Source organism: Clostridium sp. AN503 (assembly GCF_040719375.1).
Classification (GTDB): domain Bacteria; phylum Bacillota; class Clostridia; order Lachnospirales; family Lachnospiraceae; genus Brotaphodocola.
On the sequence record NZ_JBFDTP010000001.1, the window covers coordinates 727800 to 746659 of the forward strand.

The 18860-nt window shown below is 50.2% G+C and carries 18 protein-coding genes; 14 read left to right on the forward strand and 4 right to left on the reverse strand.

The features are described 5' to 3' along the window. Positions 1–16: 16 nt before the first annotated feature. Complete coding sequence (agaV, locus tag AB1I67_RS03260; protein WP_367029138.1) at positions 17–493, reverse strand: PTS N-acetylgalactosamine transporter subunit IIB; 477 nt, start codon at positions 491–493, stop codon at positions 17–19. A gap of 317 nt (positions 494–810) precedes the next feature. Between agaV and AB1I67_RS03265 the strand changes: the two genes are divergently transcribed. The 14 genes from AB1I67_RS03265 (at position 811) to AB1I67_RS03330 (ending at position 16356) form a co-directional block, all read left to right on the forward strand. Continuing rightward, positions 811–1992, forward strand: a complete 1182-nt coding sequence (locus AB1I67_RS03265; RefSeq protein WP_367028386.1) for an AraC family transcriptional regulator — start codon at positions 811–813, stop codon at positions 1990–1992. Between the two features lie 253 nt (positions 1993–2245). Then, the gene (locus AB1I67_RS03270; RefSeq protein WP_367028387.1) at positions 2246–2968 is read left to right on the forward strand and encodes a GntR family transcriptional regulator; all 723 of its coding nucleotides are present in this window, start codon (positions 2246–2248) and stop codon (positions 2966–2968) included. 32 nt (positions 2969–3000) lie between these two features. Then, positions 3001–4059 (forward strand): sugar ABC transporter substrate-binding protein, encoded by a 1059-nt coding sequence (locus AB1I67_RS03275; protein ID WP_367028388.1) that lies wholly within the window; start codon positions 3001–3003, stop codon positions 4057–4059. A 57-nt stretch (positions 4060–4116) separates the two neighbouring features. Beyond that, the gene (locus AB1I67_RS03280; protein WP_367028389.1) at positions 4117–5595 is read left to right on the forward strand and encodes a sugar ABC transporter ATP-binding protein; all 1479 of its coding nucleotides are present in this window, start codon (positions 4117–4119) and stop codon (positions 5593–5595) included. 37 nt (positions 5596–5632) lie between these two features. Beyond that, complete coding sequence (locus AB1I67_RS03285; protein ID WP_367028390.1) at positions 5633–6595, forward strand: ABC transporter permease; 963 nt, start codon at positions 5633–5635, stop codon at positions 6593–6595. A gap of 17 nt (positions 6596–6612) precedes the next feature. Further along, the gene (locus AB1I67_RS03290; RefSeq protein ID WP_367028391.1) at positions 6613–7320 is read left to right on the forward strand and encodes an N-acetylmannosamine-6-phosphate 2-epimerase; all 708 of its coding nucleotides are present in this window, start codon (positions 6613–6615) and stop codon (positions 7318–7320) included. Between the two features lie 11 nt (positions 7321–7331). Next, on the forward strand, positions 7332–8243 hold the full coding sequence (locus AB1I67_RS03295; RefSeq protein WP_367028392.1) for an ROK family protein: 912 nt from the start codon (positions 7332–7334) through the stop codon (positions 8241–8243). A gap of 340 nt (positions 8244–8583) precedes the next feature. After that, a complete protein-coding gene (locus AB1I67_RS03300; protein WP_367028393.1) occupies positions 8584–9222 on the forward strand; it encodes a helix-turn-helix domain-containing protein in 639 nt (212 codons plus the stop codon). A gap of 73 nt (positions 9223–9295) precedes the next feature. Then, positions 9296–10402 carry an ABC transporter substrate-binding protein gene (locus tag AB1I67_RS03305; protein WP_367028394.1) on the forward strand — a complete coding sequence of 369 codons (1107 nt, stop codon included), beginning with the start codon at positions 9296–9298 and terminating at the stop codon, positions 10400–10402. Between the two features lie 78 nt (positions 10403–10480). Beyond that, complete coding sequence (locus AB1I67_RS03310) at positions 10481–11986, forward strand: sugar ABC transporter ATP-binding protein (RefSeq protein WP_367028395.1); 1506 nt, start codon at positions 10481–10483, stop codon at positions 11984–11986. Next, positions 11980–12903 (forward strand): ABC transporter permease, encoded by a 924-nt coding sequence (locus AB1I67_RS03315; protein WP_367028396.1) that lies wholly within the window; start codon positions 11980–11982, stop codon positions 12901–12903. Before AB1I67_RS03310 ends, AB1I67_RS03315 begins: the two co-directional genes overlap by 7 nt. A 14-nt stretch (positions 12904–12917) precedes the next feature. Continuing rightward, a complete protein-coding gene (locus AB1I67_RS03320; RefSeq protein ID WP_367028397.1) occupies positions 12918–13871 on the forward strand; it encodes an ABC transporter permease in 954 nt (317 codons plus the stop codon). A 2-nt stretch (positions 13872–13873) separates the two neighbouring features. Beyond that, positions 13874–15388, forward strand: a complete 1515-nt coding sequence (xylB, locus tag AB1I67_RS03325; RefSeq protein ID WP_367028398.1) for a xylulokinase — start codon at positions 13874–13876, stop codon at positions 15386–15388. Beyond that, on the forward strand, positions 15388–16356 hold the full coding sequence (locus AB1I67_RS03330; protein ID WP_367028399.1) for a hypothetical protein: 969 nt from the start codon (positions 15388–15390) through the stop codon (positions 16354–16356). The genes xylB and AB1I67_RS03330 overlap by 1 nt, the downstream gene beginning before the upstream one ends. Before the next feature lie 396 nt (positions 16357–16752). Here the strand turns inward: AB1I67_RS03330 and AB1I67_RS03335 are convergent, their stop codons facing one another. From AB1I67_RS03335 to AB1I67_RS03345, 3 genes are read right to left on the reverse strand one after another with little or no spacing between them, the layout of a single operon-like run. Further along, positions 16753–17034: a preprotein translocase subunit YajC gene (locus AB1I67_RS03335; protein ID WP_367028400.1), complete on the reverse strand. Its 282-nt coding sequence runs from the start codon at positions 17032–17034 to the stop codon at positions 16753–16755. Positions 17035–17036: 2 nt separating this feature from the next. Next, on the reverse strand, positions 17037–17471 hold the full coding sequence (locus tag AB1I67_RS03340) for a PTS sugar transporter subunit IIA (protein WP_367028401.1): 435 nt from the start codon (positions 17469–17471) through the stop codon (positions 17037–17039). A 50-nt stretch (positions 17472–17521) separates the two neighbouring features. Next, positions 17522–18700, reverse strand: coding sequence for an SIS domain-containing protein (locus tag AB1I67_RS03345; RefSeq protein WP_367028402.1), 1179 nt, complete (start codon positions 18698–18700; stop codon positions 17522–17524). Between the last annotated feature and the right edge of the window lie 160 nt (positions 18701–18860).

Here is an 18860-nt window from a genome sequence, read left to right on the forward strand (position 1 = left end):
GGTCCGCTACACCTGGTTATTTGAACAATTTTTCAATGTTCTCTGCGCCTTCTGTCGGAACACGACGAATCTCCAATTCCACACCTAATTCGCGCAGCTTTGCAAATGCGGCAACATCAGCGTCGTCAACGGCTACAGAGCCTGCAACCTGACGTTTCCCTTCCGCCATATGCATGTTTCCGATGTTTACTTTTTTGATCGGAACGCCACCTTCTACAAGTGTAAGCACATCCTGCGGATTCTCACACACGATGAAGATCATCTGCTTGTCGCTCGCTTTGTGGATCGTGGAGATAGTCTTCTCCAGAGTCCAGTAACGCATAGCAGCGTAACTGGGCGCAGCCATATCCATCAGTCCCTGACGAAGCTTGTTGCCGGCTACTTCGTCATTGGCAACCAGGATTAAGTTTGCGCCGATGGCCCCACACCACTGAGTTGCAACCTGTCCATGGACTAAACGGTTGTCAATTCTTGTTAATACAATGTTTGGCATCTCTTTCTCTCCTTTCTCTAATTTCATGCTCCCCTACATTCTAATTAGAATCTTAATTTATTATAGTCCGGGTTTGCACTTTTCGTCTTTATAATTTTTAGCGAAAAAGTTATTCATTTCAATTTTGGTTTTTCTTTATAGTTTTTTTATATTTTTCACAAAAACTTTAGACAAAAATGTCGATTTCTGCCTGTTACGACAAACAACTCCTTTTATCTTCAGATTTTTCTTATCTATTTTCCCTATATAAGGTATTTAAGATTCATGGACATCATTCGAAAAAAATGGTATAATGTAACCCGAATGGAGGTTAGAGAATGCAGCAGAAAACATCCAGTACTCAGTTTGAAAAATATGGTACCATTTACAAAGATCCCATCGATCTGGCTCACTCCGGTATGATCAGCCGCGACTGGCATGTAAATGCGGAGAAAAAAGTCACCCAGCTGTACCGCTACGACTGTGAGGTCTGCCTGGAGATGCAGTCCGGCATCGCTGCGCTGCTGGTAGGCGAGACCCCGGATGCCGACAGCCTTGAGATCTTCGCCGTCCACCGGATGGTCCGGCTTAAGCCACATATGTATTTTGCCCTGGTTGCTATTTCTTCTGATATTACCTGCAAGATGATCCTTGATGCAAAATACACATCTTCCGTGGAGCCTCTTGCCACTCCATACAACTTCAGACGGATACTTCCAAGGATCAAGATCCGCGAGATCCTTGGCTATTATTATTCCATCCGCAGCAACGACTACCATTTTGACGGCGAGACCCATGATTATTTCGAACTTACCTATGTAGATTTAGGCGCCATGACGACTGTAGTGGACGGCGTCCGCTACGAGCTTAAGGAGCGGGAACTGATGATATATGGCCCTGGCCAGTTCCATACCCAGGAGATCTCCTCGGAAGGTCCCTGTTCTTATGTTACGATCATTTTTGATATGGAGAGCAGCCAGTTTGAGCCGCTTCTAAACCGGGTCTTTCCTTATGAGAAAAAAATACACACACTGCTCAAGACTTTTATCCTGGAAAGCACCTCCCAGCTCCCTTACATGAACAGTCTGATGCTCTGCCTTCTTCAGGAGACCATCATCCGTCTGCTTCAGAATGATTTTACAGGCAGCCATATGGAGAATGAACACCTGGTCACCGGCGCGCGCCAGCATTACCAGGATGAATTCCTGGAAAAGATACTCGCCTATATCGATGAAAATATCTGCAAGCCCATGACCATTGCGGAGATCTGCCAGAAGTTCTCCCTGTCCCGCTCGTCGCTGCAGATCCTGTTTAAAGAGAACTTAAACCAGTCCCCGAAGAAGTATATCAATGAACTGAAGATGGAGAAAAGCCGTCAGATGATCTGTGAGGACAAGTATACGATCAGTGAGATCGCCCTGATGATGGGTTTCAACTCCATCCACTATTTTTCCAGGGCCTTCACACAGAAATACCGCATCTCACCCAGCGAATATTCGAAAACGCTGTTTAAAGCATAAGAAACGAAACAATCATAACAGATTCAGTAAGGCAGTGTTCCGCAATGTCCAGGCCGGTCGCGGGATACTGCCTTACTGTCTTACTGCCAGACTTTGAAGTCCTCCTGGCGATTCCAGCATATCATGTTGACATGACAACCTCCCAAGTTTATAATTAACAAGAAAACTCTTGACAAAAGAAAAAGTCTGGTCTATTATGTTGATATATCAAGTATGTCAACATAACAACCATTAAATGTATGAGGTGAATATTATGATTGACAGAACGAATCCAATCCCAATGTACCTGCAGGTTAAGAACGAATTGGAGCAAATGATCAAATCCGGCGAGCTTAAGTCCGGCGACAGGATCTTCTCGGAAAGTGAATTATGCGACATGTACAGCATCAGCCGTATCACAGCCAAAAAGTCTTTGGACGATCTGGTGACAGATGGCTATGTCTACCGCATTCAGGGACGGGGGAGTTTTGTCAAAGGGCCTAAGATCGACCACCGGCTCACGAATTTTTATTCCTTTACAGAGGAGGTGAAGGCCCGGGGAATGACCCCGAGTTCGGTCATTCTGAATGCAGAGATCATAACTCCCGATGATGAGGTGAAAGAAAACCTCAATCTGGGAGCAGATGAGAAGGTTTATTATATCAGACGTCTGCGGTTGGCAAATGATGCGGTGATCGTCCTCGATCATTCCTTCATACCGTGCTCTCTGTGCGCGCATCTGACGAAGGAAGATCTCACCAATCATTCCCTCTATGAGATGCTCAGCATGCAGGGCGTGGTGCCGGACAAAGCGGTTGAGTGTTTTTTAGCCGTAGGGCTTAATGAGACGGAAGCTGACCTGCTGGGGGAAAAGGTTGGCACGGCTTCACTCAAAGTATGCAGAAAGACGTACAGCAAGGACCGGCTGATCGAATACAACTACCGTTTTTACAGAGGGAATCAATACTGCTATACCGTAGAACTGAACGTAAAATAATTACAACGGCAGCAGCAAAGGAGAAAGGGTTTATGAAAAAAAATATAATGTTAGCAACAGGGTTTTTAGCAGCGGCGCTTGCATGTACCGCCTGCAGCACAAAGCCGGAGAGCGCTCCGGCCGCTCAGCCTGCCCAGACCACGGCAGAGCAGAGCAAGAATGCGGCAGATACCCCGGCACCGGATACAGCCGGACAGGATGATAAAAAAGCTGAGGACGGGAGCGGGGAGTTTAAGACAGAGGGACTCCGGATCGCCTATACCTGCCAGGATCTGACCAATACCTACTTCGTAGAAGTATCAAGAGGCGTTCAGGCCCGCTGTGATGAGCTTGGCATCGAAGTCAATATCGTGGACGGAAAAGCGGACGTAGCCAATCAGATCACGGCATTTGAAAACTTCACTTCCCAAAAACTGGACGGCATCATCATCAGCCCGATCGATGAGACCGCCCTGATCCCTTCCGTCAAAGCTGCCAGGGAGGCCGGGATTCCGGTTATTTCAGGCAACCAGCTTGTGGAAGGCAGCGACGCCTTCATCACCGTTCCTGAATATGAATACGGATTTGCCATCGGCGAGGAAGCAGGCAAATGGATCAAAGAAAAATTAGACGGCAAAGCCAAGGTCGCTATCTTTGACTATCCGGAGCTGGAATCCATCATTGCCCGCGGCAATGGAATTCAGGAGGGCATCTTAAGCCAGGCGCCGGAAGCTGAGATCGTGGCCCGCCAGAGCGCAAACAATCCGGAAAAAGGCATGGCGATCATGGAGAACATCCTTCAGGCCAATCCTGACGTACAGGTCCTGGCCTGTGTCAACGACGCCGGCGCTCTGGGCGCTTATGAAGCGGTCATGGCCGCCCATAAGGACAGCGACCAGTTCTTCATCGGCGGACTGGACGCCACCGACGAGGCCCTGAACAAGATAAAGGACGGCACGATCTTCCGCGCTACCGTGGATATCCAGCCTTTTGAATCCGGCAAACTGTTCGTGGACACGCTGATCAAAGTAATGCAGAACGGCCCGTTAGAAGAGACCATCAACATTCCGATGAAAGTAGTCAACTCTTCCAACATCAGCGATTACAAATAAGTTTATTTCCCCACTGTTGCTTTATTAATAGTGGGGAAATTTTTTTGGAGGGAAACAATGACAGAAAAACTATTGGAGCTTAGGCACATTTCCAAACGCTTTTCCGGTGTTCCCGCACTGGATGACGTTTCCATAGACTTAAGTCCCGGGGAGATCCTGACTCTGGTTGGCGAAAATGGAGCCGGAAAGTCAACCCTGATCAAAATCATAACCGGCGCCTATGAGCCTACGGAGGGTGAGATCTGGTTTGAAGGTAAAAAGATCGAGAACAACTCCCCGTCCAGATCCAAGGCCCTGGGGATCGGCGTGATCTACCAGGAACTGAACATGATGCCGTCGCTGACTGTCGCGGAAAATATCTTTTTTGGAAAAGAGATCAAAAAGGGAATCATATTAAACCAGAAAGAAATGCTGGAGAAAAGCCGGCAGATCATAAAGGAGCTGGGATCAAGCATCGACCCGTCCAGAAAAGTGAGCGAGCTGTCCATCGCGGAACAGCAGATCGTAGAGATCGTAAAAGCGGTCTCTGAGGATATCAAGCTTCTGATCATGGACGAGCCGTCCGCTCCCCTGACAGACAGCGAAGTGGAAAAAATGTTTGACATCGTGGAACGGCTGCAGAAACGCGGCGTGGCCATCCTCTATATCTCACATAAACTGGAAGAGGTTTTTCGGATCTCTGAGCGGACCGTCATTTTAAGGGATGGAAAACATGTGATCACCGTTCCCACCAGTGAGATCGACCGCACCACCCTGATCAAATACATGGTCGGCCGGGAGCTGGGACAGGTCTACCCGGAACGGACTACCGGGATCGGGGAGGTGCTCCTCACGGCCTCCCATTTTACCAACGCCCATCTAAAAGACTGCAGCCTGGAACTGAGGAAAGGGGAGATCCTTGGCCTGGCTGGTCTTGTGGGCGCAGGACGCACGGAATTTGCAAGGGCGATCTTCGGGGCCGATCCTCTTTTATCCGGGGAGCTGACCCTTCACGGAAAACCAGTACATATCAAAAGCCCCCAGGACGCGATCGCACACGGGATCGCCCTGATCACTGAGGACAGAAAAAACCAGGGGCTGCTTCTTAACCAGGGGATCGATTACAATATCACCTATGCGAGCTTAAAGAGCATGGGGCAGTTTGGCGTCCCCAGCGCAAAAAAGGAACAGCAGGTCACGGAAAAATACATGGATGCCATGAATATCAAGGCCAATTCCCCTGCCCAGATGGTGAAAACCCTGTCCGGCGGGAACCAGCAGAAGGTAGTGCTGGGCAAATGGCTGGCTACAAATTCCGAAATCCTGATCTTTGACGAGCCGACCCGCGGCATCGACGTGGGGGCAAAATCAGAGATCTACCAGCTTATGCGCAGATTGATCGAGGAAGGGAAATCCATCATCATGATCTCCTCGGAGATGCCGGAGCTGATCGGTATGAGCGACCGGATCCTGGTCATGCATGAAGGGCGCATCACAGGCCAGCTGGACAGTACAGAGGTTACCCAGGAAAAGATCCTGGAGTACGCCACGCTCTGATAAGACAGATTTCAATTACGAAAGGGGAGTACCTCAAATGATAAAGAAAAAGAATGGCAGTGTATCCGACGTATTGTCACAGTTTGCCATGTTGATCGCGCTGTTTGTCCTGCTGATCTTTTTTTCAGTGACAACAGAAGGATTTTTAAGTTCCACCAACATTTTCAATATCCTGCGCCAGGTGGCTGTGAATGGGATCGCTGCTGTCGGCATGACCATGGTCATCATTACCGGCGGTATTGATATCAGCGCCGGTTCTATGATGGGTGTTGCTTCGGTTGGCTGCGCCACCTTAATGGTAAACGGCATCCATCCTTTTTTTGCCGTTATCATGGTTCTGATACTGGGGATGATCATCGGCCTGTGCCATGGATATTTTGTTCACAACGTCAGCCTGCCGCCCATGATCACCACCCTCGCTACCATGGGTATTTTGAGAGGCATTACCTACATTATATCCGGAGGGCTTCCGGTCTATGGATTCCCGGAAAAGTTCAATATTATCGGCCAGGGCTACGTAGGGCCGATCCCTGTTCCGGTCATCATCATGATCATCTGCTTTCTGATCGGATGGTTTATCCTGGAAAAGACCGCGTTCGGGCGCTATGTCTACGGGGTCGGCAGCAATATCGAAGCCTCCCGCTTAAGCGGTATCAATGTACAGAAAGTGATCTACGGAGTATACGGGCTCTGCGGTATGCTCTCCGCCATGGCCGGCGTGGTCCTTTTAAGCCGCGTCAACAGCGGACAGCCCAAGGCGGGCGAGAGCTATGAGATGGACATCATCACTGCCGTTGTCTTAGGCGGCGTCAGCACCAGCGGCGGCGAGGGCCGCATCCGGAATGTGATCATCGGCCTGCTGCTGATGGGCGTCCTGTTAAACGGCATGGTCATGATGAACATACCGGATTATTATCAGCGAGTAGTAAAAGGCTGCGTCCTCCTGCTGGCGATCAGTTACGACAAGATCAGCCAGAAACGGGCCACGAAAAAAGCATAGAGGAAAGGAACTATATTATGAAGATAGAAGAACTGAAAAAAGGATTGATCGTCTCCTGCCAGGCCACCTCAGAAGAACCCATGAGAGACAGTTCCATCATTGGAAGATTTGCATTAGCCGCGGAAATGGGCGGCGCCGTGGGCGTCAGGATCAACGGCATCTGTGACATCCTGGCGGCAAAACAGCTTGTCCGGGTCCCGGTCATCGGTCTTGTAAAACATGTCTACCCCGGTTACTGGAGCTACATCACGCCTACTCTGCGAGACGTGGAAACGGTCTACATGACGGGAGCTGAGATCATTGCAGTGGACGCCACCAAACTGCCGAAGCCAGAAGGCCGCACCACTCACCAGCTTCTTAGTGAGATCCGAAAAAAGTTCCCGGATATCCTTTTAATGGCGGACGTTTCCACCCTGGAGGAGGGCCTGGCCGCCGTGGATGAAGGCTGTGACCTGATCTCCACTACCCTCTCCGGCTACACAGATTACACAAAGAACCATGATGACATGAAGATCATCGAACTCCAAAAGCCCGATATCGAGCTGGTTGGGGAACTGACTGCCCGCGTTAAGATCCCGGTCATCGCCGAGGGCCGGTACTGGGACGACACCCTGGCGATCCCGGCTTTCCAGGCCGGCGCCCATAACGTGGTCATCGGAGCCGGCATCACCCGCCCGCAGATCATCACCAAAAAGATCGTAGACAACATCCAGCCGTACTTATAAAGGAGAACGCCATGATAGCAGCGGCAATCGACACCGGCGGCACCAAGATAGGCGGAGCCGCTGTAGATGAAAATGGAACCATACTTAAGAAAATACGGATTGAAAATACCGGGCGGACCGGACCCTTTATCATGGACGCCTACCGCCAGATCATAAAGGAACTAAAGAAAGACTTTCCGCTCGACGCCATCGGCGTTGGAGCCGGAGGACGCATCGATGAGGAGAAAGGCCAGGTATTGTACGCCGTTGGGATCTACACAGACTACATCGGCCTGCCCATCAAACAGCTTCTCGAACAGGAATTCCATCTGCCCACAGCCGTCACCAACGACTGCCGGGCAGCCCTGGCAGGGGAACAGTGGCTGGGCGCTGCCGTCGGATATCAGGATGTCACCGGAGTCATCCTGGGCACCGGTCTCGGCGGCGGAGTGATCAGCCGCGGCAGGCTCCTGCCCGGCTCCTTCGGCGGCCTCGGCGAGATCGGCCACATGATCCTCCATCCCGGCGGCCGTCCCTGCACCTGCGGCCAAAGGGGCTGTGCGGAACAATACCTGTCCGGAACAGCCTTATGGACCAGCTGCAATCAGAGGCTGGGCTGGGATCACCTGCATTCCGGCTATGAATTCTTCCGTCTTGTCGATGAAAAAGACAAGACAGCCCTGATGATCCTGGAAGCCTTCCAGAGGGACCTCGCCACTCTTACCGTAACCCTGGCAAATCTTCTGGACCCCGAACTGATCCTGATCGGCGGCGGGTTATCCGATACTGCCTCCTATTGGTGGGACGGATTTCTGGATCACTACCACCAGACCGGCAACCTGCATACCAAAAACCAGAAGCTGGCCCTGGCCTCCAGAGGAAACGAAGCGCCGCTCCTCGGCGCCGCGCGGCTGGCTTTCGATCTTTGCGGCAAAATAAAATAACTCTTATTATACACATTTGACAATGAAGACCGGAGCTGCCCAATACTCTGGTCTCCTTTTTTGCCTCCTTTTTCCCTGCGTATCTCCAACATCCTGTTTTAGCGCTTCCAGTTTTAGCGCTTCTCCCGTGAACAACTAGGCGATTCAAAAAATATATGGTAAAATATGGATATGTGCCATAAATCAAATATTTTTATTGATTATCTAAGTTTTTTTCTTTAAAAATGCCAAAAATCAGCAATAATTGGTCTAAAATATAAAATAATTTTAGATTATCTAATAAAATTGTTGATTTTTGGATTTTGATATGGTAAATTTAACATAAGAAAGGGAGAACGAGATGATTCAACTGTTTAAAGAGCAACTCGAATCGGTTTTAAATCCAATGATGCAATTGCTCGACAGTAATTTAGGAAGCAGATGCGAACTGATTGTATGTGAGGTAACGGCGGAGAGGAATCTTAAGATCATAATGTCCCGCAACGCTTCTGTTGAACATGAAGTGGGTTTTATCTTCAATGGACTGGATATGAACCTCTTAGAGGAAAACCATGGATTCCTTACTGGAGGTACCGTCTCTGTCGGCGGAAAATTCATCAAATCCACTACAGCAGCAATCTATGAAGACGGTCAGATCGTGGGTACAGTGACGACCAATCTGGATGTAACAGACATCGTCTTTGTTCAAAATCAGCTTCAGGACCTTTCTGGTTACGCAGCCCCATCCGGGGATAAGGAATGTTCCGATGTCAATGAGTTGATGGATCTAATTATTTCCAAAGCCTCAAAGATGATTGGAAAACCCGCTATGTACATGAACAAAAATGATAAAAAGGAGTTTATCCGCTACCTGGATGAAAGGGGGTTCTTCCAGATCAAAAAGTCAACTGACAAGGTGGCAAAATTCCTGGATATCTCCATGTTCACCCTCTATTCTAACCTGGAGGACATAAGATCCAGTCAGACTCAGGAGGATTAAAGCAATAACCGGATAAGCGGCTGCCGAAGCGTAACTGAATACAGGTGTGTTTCAAAAAGAAGGAGAGAGGTATATGAAAAAAAGCGTTTATAATTCACTTCTGGCAGCAGCACTTTCCGTAATTCTTGCGGTTTCATTGACCGGCTGTGGGGAAAAGCCGGTCAATGAAAGCAGCTCTGCAGCAGCTACGCAGGCCCCTGATACCCAGGCCGCCAGCGAGACCGGCCAGGATGCTCCAAAAGAAGCTTCCGGATATTCCATCGGCTTCTGTAACTACGCAGTCTCCAACTCCTGGCAGGTCCAGATGGAAGCAGAATTTAAATATCGTGCAGAGGCTTTGGTCAAAGAAGGCATTTTATCAGAATACTATATCACCAACGCAGATGGGGACGTCTCCAAACAGATTGCGGATTTTAAGGATCTTATGACGAAGGGCGTAGATGCGATCGTCATCACTGCTGCATCATCTTCTGCCCTGTCCCCTGTCTGTGAGGAAGCCATCGACGCTGGGATCGTGGTCATCTCTTTCGACAGCCTGGTGGATACAGATAAGGTGACAGGCAAGGTATCCTGTGACGACCAGGAATTCGGAAGGATTGGCGCCAAGTTTATCGCAGAACAGATCGGCGGGAAAGGTGATGTAGTCATCCTTAATGGTATTGCAGGTTCTACCTGCAGTGAAAACCGTTATCTGGGCGCAAAAGAAATATTTGACCAGTATCCCGACATTAAGATCGTCAATGAAACAGACGCCGATTGGGATTACGCCAAAGCAAAGGTAGCTGTCGAGGCGTTGATCGGCAGCAATCAGCATATAGACGCCATCTGGTCCCAGGGCGGCGCGATGACACAGGCGGCAGTAGACGCTTACAACGAAGCCGGGTGGGCTCTCGTGCCTATGTCCGGCGAAGGAAGCAACGGCTTCCTCAAGGTCTGGAAAGAAAACAAAGAGAGCGGCTTTATCAGCATCTGCCCCTGGTACCCCACCTATATCAGCACGGTTGCCATGGACCAGGCGCTCCGCGCACTGAATGGAGAGACTATCGAAGCAATGTATACTTTGCCTTCAGCCTCGATTACAGAGGACGATATCGACACCTACTATAGCCCCGAACTGCCGGAGAGCTATTGGGTGATCACCAATCTCAATGATGAGCAGATCAACGAGATCTTCAAATGATACATTGTAACAGGAAGCTGCCGCAAAATGATCCTTACCATTTTGCGGCAGTTCCACTATAACGGCAAAGGAGTATTTATGAAAACGCTGGAAGTCAGACATGTCACAAAATGTTTTGGCCAAAATACGGTTCTGGAAGACATAAACATGACCTTTCATGAAGGGGAAGTCCACGTGCTGATGGGCGAAAACGGAGCAGGCAAATCCACCCTGCTTAAGATTATAGCCGGATATCATCCACCGGATACCGGGGATATCATTCTGGACGGCGCCAGGCTGGAGCTTCACTCTCCTATGGATTCCAAAAAGCACAGAATATCCATGGTATACCAGGAGCTGACTTTGCAGCCGGAAATGACAGTTTTTGATAACCTGTTTCTGGGTACAGAACAGGTCAACCGGGCAAATATGATCAAAACCCGCAGCCAACAGGAGCGGCTTCATTCCATAAGCGCACGATACGGTATCCAGGTAAACGAAAAATCCCTTGTGAAAAATCTGTCTTTATCCGAACAATGCATGGCGGAGGTCTTAAAAGCGCTGATCACAGAACCAGACGTAATCCTCTTTGACGAAGCCACTTCCGCGCTGGATTCTGAAAATGTCCGCCATCTGTTCGGCATTATCAATCAGTTGAAACAGGAGAAAAAGATCATTATTTTCATTTCACACCGGATGGAAGAGATCTTCGAGATCGGCGACCGGGTGACTGTCTTAAAAGATGGGCAGGCGGTATTGTCCGCTCCCGCAGCAGAATTGAATCAGGATACTCTGGTGGAATCCATGGTGGGGCGTTCCATAAAGGAGGTATTCCCGCCCAAATGCCGGGAACAGGGAAGGGCCGTATTGAAAGTCCGGCATCTGTCCTCAAAAGAGGGCCGGCTTAAGGATATCTCCCTGTCCGTCCATGAAGGTGAAATTGTCGGCATCGCCGGTTTAAAAGGCCATGGGCAGGGCGAACTGCTCTCCTGTCTCGCCGGCATCACCCGTATAGACAGCGGGGAACTGATCCTGGACGATCATTCAAGAAGATACCGGACGCCCCGGGACGCTGTCCGGGACGGCGTCATCCTGGTGCCGGAGGACAGGAAAACCCAGGCTTTATTTTTAAATCACAGCATATTGAGAAATCTAGGTGTCTCCAGCCTGTTCTTAAGGCAAAAGGCGGGCATCCTCAGTCAATCCGCGGAGGAAGCTTTTGTTTCCGAAGCTTTGCAGGATATGTCCGTCAAATGCAGTTCTGACTCGGAGCCCGTAAACTGTCTGAGCGGAGGAAACCAGCAAAAAGTTGTCCTCGGCAGGATACTGGGTATTAAACCCAGGGTTATTTTATTCCAGGAACCCACACGCGGCATCGATGTCCAGACCAAACAGGATATCTACCGAAAAATCAGGACATTGGCGCAGAGCGGCGTATGTATCCTGTTATATTCCAGTGATTTGATCGAGGTAGTGGGGGTCAGCGACACGGTGTATACCATGTATGAAGGGCAGATCACCCGGAAACTGACTGGAGACGACATAAACGAGGTAGAGATCATGCGCGGCGCAGTTGGACTGCAAGGAGGAACCAGGCCATGTTAAAAAACAGAAAAGACACGATTCTGATCTACGGCCTTCTGGCGGCAATGCTTCTGACGGCATCTGCCCTGGACCGTGATTTTCTCTCGGTAAAGAACCTGACTAATGTTGTGGTCACATCCCTTCCCTTCATCATTGCCGCTTATGGACAGACTATTGCGATCATCTCCGGGGGAGTGGATCTGTCCATGGGCGCAATGATCTCTTTTGCCACAACCATATGTGCAACCAAAATGAGACCGGATACACCGTGGGGATTTTTGCCCGGGATATTTTTTGCTATAGCTGCAGGTATCCTGATCGGGACAGCTAATGGTACACTGGCTGCAGTATTCCATATCCAGCCGCTGATCGCAACTCTGTCCACCTCACTGATCATTGGCGGACTGGCTCTTTTTATGCTGCCAAAACCCGGCGGCAGGATACATATGGGACTTGCAAAAACAGTTTCCAAAAACAGCGCGGCATTTTTGATCCTGATCCTTGTCTCCGTTTCACTCTGGCTTTTATTAAACCGGACAAAACTGGGAAAAGCAGTCTATGCCGTGGGCGGCAATGAAAATGCGGCTTTCAGCGCCGGCATCTCCATCAAAAAAACAAAGATCACCGCCTTTGCCATGGTAGGGCTTCTGGCCTCTATAGCCGGGATCGTCATGTCCTGCCAGATGTACTCCGGAGACCCGACGGCAGGAGGACCGCTGACACTGCGCTCCATAACAGCGGCTGTCATAGGAGGAACCAGTTTTTCAGGCGGCAAAGGCCGGATTGAATGCACCCTGGCCGGGGCGCTGCTGTTTTCTATTATTAACAATATTCTGAATCTGGCCGGCGTCTCTACATTTTATCAATACGTAGCACAAGGCCTGCTCCTGATATTTGCCATAGCCGTTACGTCCGGCAAAAAAAGGAATGCCGGATGATTGGAGGAGATCGCATGAAAAAACAAATCTTATCAATGCCGGAATGGAAGGTTTTTGGCGCACTTTTTGTTCTGCTCGCCATAGTAGGCTGCCTGTCGCCAGGCTATCTTCAGGCGGACAACCTGTCAAATGTATTCCGGCAGGCGGCATTCCTCGGTATTGTAGCGGCAGGACAGACCCTTGTGATCCTGACTGCCGGAACCGACCTGTCCGTCTCCTACCTGATCACCATGGGGAATCTGGCCGGCGCCCAGATCATGGCCGGGCAGGATGAACATGTACTTCGCGCACTGTGTCTTGTACTTATCATTGGTATCATAGTAGGATTCATCAATGGCATAGGGGTTGCACTCCTGAATATACCATCCCTTATCATGACCCTCGGTACTGGCAGCGTACTGCAGGGACTGGCATATCTGTACACCAAAGGGGCGCCGAAAGGAAATACGGCCCCCTGGATGCGGTGGATGGTCAGCGGCCGGCTCATCGGAAGACTGTCGCCGCTTTTAGTACTGTGGGCAGCCCTTGGGATCTTCATGGTATTTTTACTTACAAAAACGGTGTTTGGGAGAAATGTGTATGCCGTAGGGGAGAATCAGCTTGCCGCACATTATTCCGGTGTTCCCGTAACAAAAACCCTGCTGTGGGTCTATACCCTTTCGGGAATATTTGCTGCAGTGACGGGGCTTTTGCTGGTGGGCTACACCGGAACCAGCTATATGGGAGCCGGAACGGATTATCAGATGAATTCCATTGCTGTCGTCGTGATCGGCGGCACGATGTTGTCCGGAGGACACGGAAGCTACCTGGGTACGATCGGAGGAACGCTGATCCTCGCAGTGCTCTTAAATGCTCTAAACATTATCAACATTCCTACCTTTGGCAGGGATATCATACGCGGAACGATCATTATTGTTATCTTGATCTTGTACGGGATTCAAAAAAAGAACAAAACAGGGAGAGGGTAATTATGGATTTAATGGCTATTGATTTGGGAACCTCCAGTGTAAAAGTCACTGTAACTGATTCTGACACCGGGCAGATTGTTGCAAAAGGGAAACAGGGTTACTGCCTCTATACCCCACATCACGGCTGGGTCGAATCAGACCCCACCGTCTGGTGGACCGCTGCAATCCTGGCAATCCGGGAATGTCTTTCCGAATATCCGAAGAAAACAGATGCGATTGCAGCAATCGGCCTTTCCGGACAGATGCATGGGGTCATCCCCATAGACAAGAAAAACCGGGAGCTATACAACTGCATCATGTATAATGATTCCCGAGGCGACAGCGTACTGAAATATTTTTCAGATGATCTGCGGACCCGGCTAGAGCAGGGAGGCTATAACCCTCTGACCAGCATGATGTCCGCCCCCAAGCTGCTCTGGCTAGCCCACAATGAAAAGGAGGTCTGGCAAGAGACCTGCCGTTGGGTTATGCCCAAAGATTATATCCGGATGAAGCTGACTGGACATATTGGAACTGACATCAGCGACGCCTCCGGTACCTCCATGATGGACTACGCAACACACCAGTGGATGGAGGAGATCGAGCAGGTTGGTATCTCTTTGGACAAATTCCCGAAGATCTGTGAATCCGCAGAGATTGTCAGCTCCACCTCCCGGCAGGTAGAGATGCTCACCGGCTTGAAAGAAGGTACACCGGTTGTCTGCGGCGGAGCAGACATGGCATGTACGGCGCTGGGGACCGGGGCCATTAAACCCGGAACCATGAGTGTGACCATCGGCTCTGCCGGACACATTATCATCCCCATGGATCAGGTCAACCCTGAGCAGATCGGCAACTACTATCAAATGTGCCATGCAGTCCCCAACCAGTACTATGCATTTGGGCCGATCCTCTCAGGCGGGATCAATCTGGCATGGTTCCGGGAGCGGTTTATGGAAGTATCCGAGAATCTGACCTTCAGCCAGTTAGACACGCTGGCCGACAAAGCAGGTATGGGAAGCTCCGGCATCTTCTTTCTTCCTTATATGGCAGGAACCGTGATCCCACACTCTGACGCCAAAGCAAGAGGCTCCTTTGTAGGACTCTCCTTAAACAGCACCACCGGAGACATGGTCCGTGCGATCATGGAAGGGGTTGGTTACGCCTGCAAAGACATTTATAAAGTCCTGGAGGAAGCCGGAATCCAGGTTGACTGCTGCAAGATTGGCGAAGGCGGCAGCAAAAGCCAGCTCTGGTGTGAGATCATTGCCAACGCTTTTCATATCCCGGATTGCAGCGTGATGAAAAACAAAGACAGCGCCCCCGTAGGCGCCACGATCCTGGCAGGCATGGGAATCCAGGCATATAAAACATGGGATGAAGCTGTAGAAAAACTGGTACGGGAAACAAAATTAAAACAGGACCAGAAGATGGCGGAGTTCTACGAAACAAATTACAAGATATACAAAAAAATCTACCCGGCCCTAAAAGAAATCTACCATAACATCGGCAATATAAGCAAGGAGGAGAACGCATAATGTTTATACGAACAATAGACGGAGATATATCTCCCGAGCAGATGGGTTTTACCTATTCCCACGAACACCTGGTATGCGAACCGCCTTACTGGAAAGAGCGCGGCATGGATGACCTTCTTTTAGACGACCCGGAAAAATCCAGTCTGGACGTTCTGGATTACTTAAAAGCAGGCGGCAAAACCATCGTTGACGCAACCTGTATCGACTACGGAAGAGACATTGCCGCCGTCAAAAAGATCTCTCAGGAAACCGGACTCCAGGTCATAGCCACAGCCGGATTCAACAAAGGTTTTCTCTGGGATGCAAATATCCCCGGCTGTCAGATCACCTTCAAAGACTGGATTGAAAAAAGCACCACAGAAGAGCTGGCCAACTTTATCATAAAAGACGTCACGGAAGGAATCGCAGATACCGGCATCCGCTGCGGCCAGATCAAGTTCGGGACCGGCTACAACAGCATCTCGCCCCTGGAGGAAAAAACCATCCGGGCTGCCTGCCGCGCCCACCACAGCACAAAAGCCCCCGTCCATTCCCACACCGAAAGCGGCACCATGGCGCTGGAACAAATAGCGATCATAAAAGAAGAAGGGGTACCATTAGAATACGTAAACTTCGGCCACATGGACCGCAATCCAGACCCCTGGCTCCACCGAAAGATTGCCGAGACCGGCGCATACCTGAGCTTCGACGGGATCGGTAAAATAAAATACGCCCCAGAAAGCACGCGGATCCACTGCATCCTGGAGCTGGTAAAATCGGGCCATCAAAAACAGATCCTGATCAGCGGAGACACCGCCCGCAAATCCTACTACAAACACTACAACCACGGCCCCGGCCTGGAATACATCATAACCAAATGGATCCCCCGCTTCATCGAAGAAGCCGATGAAGCCGGCCTCAACGGAAAAGCCCTGATCGAAGACTTCTTCATCAATAACCCCGCCCGCTGCTTCACCTTCAAACCCTAATAAGCCCCCAGCCCCCACACCCTCCCTACCCGCTGCCAATCCCCCAGCTCCCGCACCCTCCCACCCGCCAGTGCACAGCAACCGCCTCACAGCCTGGCGGGCGGAGAGAACGGGGATTCGGCAAACCGGCGGTTCGGCGACATTTGCAGGCTATTAGCGGCACTTGCATAAAAAGAAGCAGATATCAGGGCCGAGCCTGGGAGCACAACTCCCAGGCGCAGCGCGACCGCGGAGGAATATTCATCAAGAATATTCCGTAGCTGGAGCGTTGCCCTGATATCTGCTTCTTTTTATGTTAGTGCCGCTTATAGCCGAAACGGGAGCCAGACCGCCGGTTTGCCGAATCCCCGTTCTCTCCGGAAACACATCTATCGGCGGTTGCGTCCCCCTCGCCCCCTAAATTAATGACTGAATCGCATAACGGGAAACCTTGATGACTGTGCTCTTGGCGACCTCGATGTTCACTGTATCTGCCTCAATCCCCACTACACGCCCATAGATTCCGCCCGCAAACATAACCTGGCTGCCGATGTGCAGTTCCGTATGTACTTTTCCCAGCTTCTCCCGCTGCTTACGCACGTTCTTCGCGGAAACAACCGAGAGTACGATGCCAATCACGCCCGCGATCACACCCAGGGTCACACAGGTCCAAACAATCACTTCCCAGTTGATCTGCATAATCAAATACCGTCCTCATCCTCGTTGTCTTTGTGTTCTTCCAGCTCAAAGCGTACAATATAATTCTTGCCTGCCGGAATCAATGCTTCGGACATGTCAAGCGGGCTTTCAAATGCGCCCATCATCACGAAGCCCTCTACAAGCATGGAAAGGTTCGTGCCTGCCACTACCTCGATCTTCTGGTCAGGTCTTGCAAACTTGCACTCTACGGCTGCCTTAAACGGTGAACCGCCTGCAAGGTCTGCCAGCACCAGCACGCCGTCGCAGCCCTTAAGGCCGTCCAGCGCATTGCTCAGATTGTTTGTCAGGGTCTCTGTGGAGTGGTCCGCCTCAAAATCTACAAAAGCCAGGTTGTCTGCGGTACCTGCGATCAGCTGCAGCGCAGAGCCAAGACCTGTGGCAAAGTGACCATGTCCGGTAACTAATAATCCTACCATTTTAATAATCCTCCTGTTTGTTTTCTGATCCTGTATATGGTCCGTACCTGTTATTTCATCGTGTATGGGTACAGGGTAACGCCCTTAACAACGCGGTTCACTTCACCGGTCGGACAGGGATTGTCCGGCGTGATGCCCATGGAAAGGGACTTCAGCGCGGCAAGGGTCTGTGCAAACAGAATATAATCGAAGCCCAGCAGTACATTCTCCAGAGACGCGCCTACATTCAGCTCTACGGTGTAATCCACCAGCTCTTTTAAGCCGTCGCACGGAGTATTGACAACAGCCACGATGCGGTTCTTCTTCCTCTGTCCGCTCATTTCCTTGATCAGATCAACCTCATACTGACGTCTGTACGGATCGTCACTTAAGTATACCACAGTCAGGGTACGGTCGTCGATAATAGATTTCGGGCCGTGACGGAAACCACAGGGTGAATCAAACATGGTCGCCACTTTACCGGCAGTCAGCTCCAGCATCTTCAGTGCGGACTCCTGGGAAACGCCCTTCAGCGCCACATTGCCCAGATATACGATACGGTTGAAATCAAACTCCTCAACGATCTGCTGCGCTACAGACCAGGTGTTGTCAAGGAAAGCTTCACCTGCTGCGCATACCTTCTCGATCTGGGCGGTGATCTCCTCTAAACGGTCCAGATTGAACGCCAAGTAGGTTGCCATATACATATTGGAAAAGCTGGAAGTCATGGCGAAGGACTGGTCATGGGTCTCCGGTGTCAGGTTCAGTGCAAAACAGTTCTTGCGGTCTTTGGCCATCTTGGACAGCGCCCCGTCAGGATTGCAGGTCACGAACAGATGATACAGGTTCTGGCACACAACCTCTGCTGCGTCTACAGCGCCGATGGACTCCGGTGAATTGCCGGAACGCCCGAAGCTCACAAGGATCGTAGGCTTCGTGTGGGAAAGGAAATCCTCCGGTGATGGTACGATATCGGTGGTCGCATAGGATTTCACCTTGTAGTTGTATTTTTTATTCAATGCCTGAAACAGGGAATTGCCAACAAATTCACTGGTTCCCGCGCCGGTCAGTACCACATCAAAATCATCCGCCAGCAGCACCTGGTCTAAAAATGCCTGAAGCTCGTCCCTGCATGCTGCAAGCTGGGCGCAGGTCTTTCTCCATGTGGAAGGCTGCTGATAAATCTCGTTCAATGTAAATGTCGATGATGTTTCCTGCATTTTCTGCTCTGAAAACTTAAAAATATCCATCTTTTCTACCCCCTGTATTGATTTTTTCTGGTATCATGGTTTCATTATAGCGCAACGTATTTATAAAAAACAATACAGCAACTAAAACAGATAATGATTGGCTCAAAAAATGCAAATTCATTTTAAATCCGGGTGTTATAATAAAGTTACAGGAATTTAA

Coding starts and splice junctions, on each gene's coding strand:
- AB1I67_RS03265 (WP_367028386.1), top strand. CDS start 811: ATGCAGCAGAAAACATCCAGTACTCAGTTTGAAAAATATGGTACCATT.
- AB1I67_RS03330 (WP_367028399.1), top strand. CDS start 15,388: ATGTTTATACGAACAATAGACGGAGATATATCTCCCGAGCAGATGGGT.
- AB1I67_RS03315 (WP_367028396.1), top strand. CDS start 11,980: ATGTTAAAAAACAGAAAAGACACGATTCTGATCTACGGCCTTCTGGCG.
- AB1I67_RS03285 (WP_367028390.1), top strand. CDS start 5,633: ATGATAAAGAAAAAGAATGGCAGTGTATCCGACGTATTGTCACAGTTT.
- AB1I67_RS03335 (WP_367028400.1), bottom strand. CDS start 17,034: ATGCAGATCAACTGGGAAGTGATTGTTTGGACCTGTGTGACCCTGGGT.
- AB1I67_RS03305 (WP_367028394.1), top strand. CDS start 9,296: ATGAAAAAAAGCGTTTATAATTCACTTCTGGCAGCAGCACTTTCCGTA.
- AB1I67_RS03310 (WP_367028395.1), top strand. CDS start 10,481: ATGAAAACGCTGGAAGTCAGACATGTCACAAAATGTTTTGGCCAAAAT.
- AB1I67_RS03280 (WP_367028389.1), top strand. CDS start 4,117: ATGACAGAAAAACTATTGGAGCTTAGGCACATTTCCAAACGCTTTTCC.
- AB1I67_RS03320 (WP_367028397.1), top strand. CDS start 12,918: ATGAAAAAACAAATCTTATCAATGCCGGAATGGAAGGTTTTTGGCGCA.
- AB1I67_RS03340 (WP_367028401.1), bottom strand. CDS start 17,471: ATGGTAGGATTATTAGTTACCGGACATGGTCACTTTGCCACAGGTCTT.
- AB1I67_RS03295 (WP_367028392.1), top strand. CDS start 7,332: ATGATAGCAGCGGCAATCGACACCGGCGGCACCAAGATAGGCGGAGCC.
- AB1I67_RS03290 (WP_367028391.1), top strand. CDS start 6,613: ATGAAGATAGAAGAACTGAAAAAAGGATTGATCGTCTCCTGCCAGGCC.
- xylB (WP_367028398.1), top strand. CDS start 13,874: ATGGATTTAATGGCTATTGATTTGGGAACCTCCAGTGTAAAAGTCACT.
- AB1I67_RS03300 (WP_367028393.1), top strand. CDS start 8,584: ATGATTCAACTGTTTAAAGAGCAACTCGAATCGGTTTTAAATCCAATG.
- agaV (WP_367029138.1), bottom strand. CDS start 493: ATGCCAAACATTGTATTAACAAGAATTGACAACCGTTTAGTCCATGGA.
- AB1I67_RS03345 (WP_367028402.1), bottom strand. CDS start 18,700: ATGGATATTTTTAAGTTTTCAGAGCAGAAAATGCAGGAAACATCATCG.
- AB1I67_RS03270 (WP_367028387.1), top strand. CDS start 2,246: ATGATTGACAGAACGAATCCAATCCCAATGTACCTGCAGGTTAAGAAC.
- AB1I67_RS03275 (WP_367028388.1), top strand. CDS start 3,001: ATGAAAAAAAATATAATGTTAGCAACAGGGTTTTTAGCAGCGGCGCTT.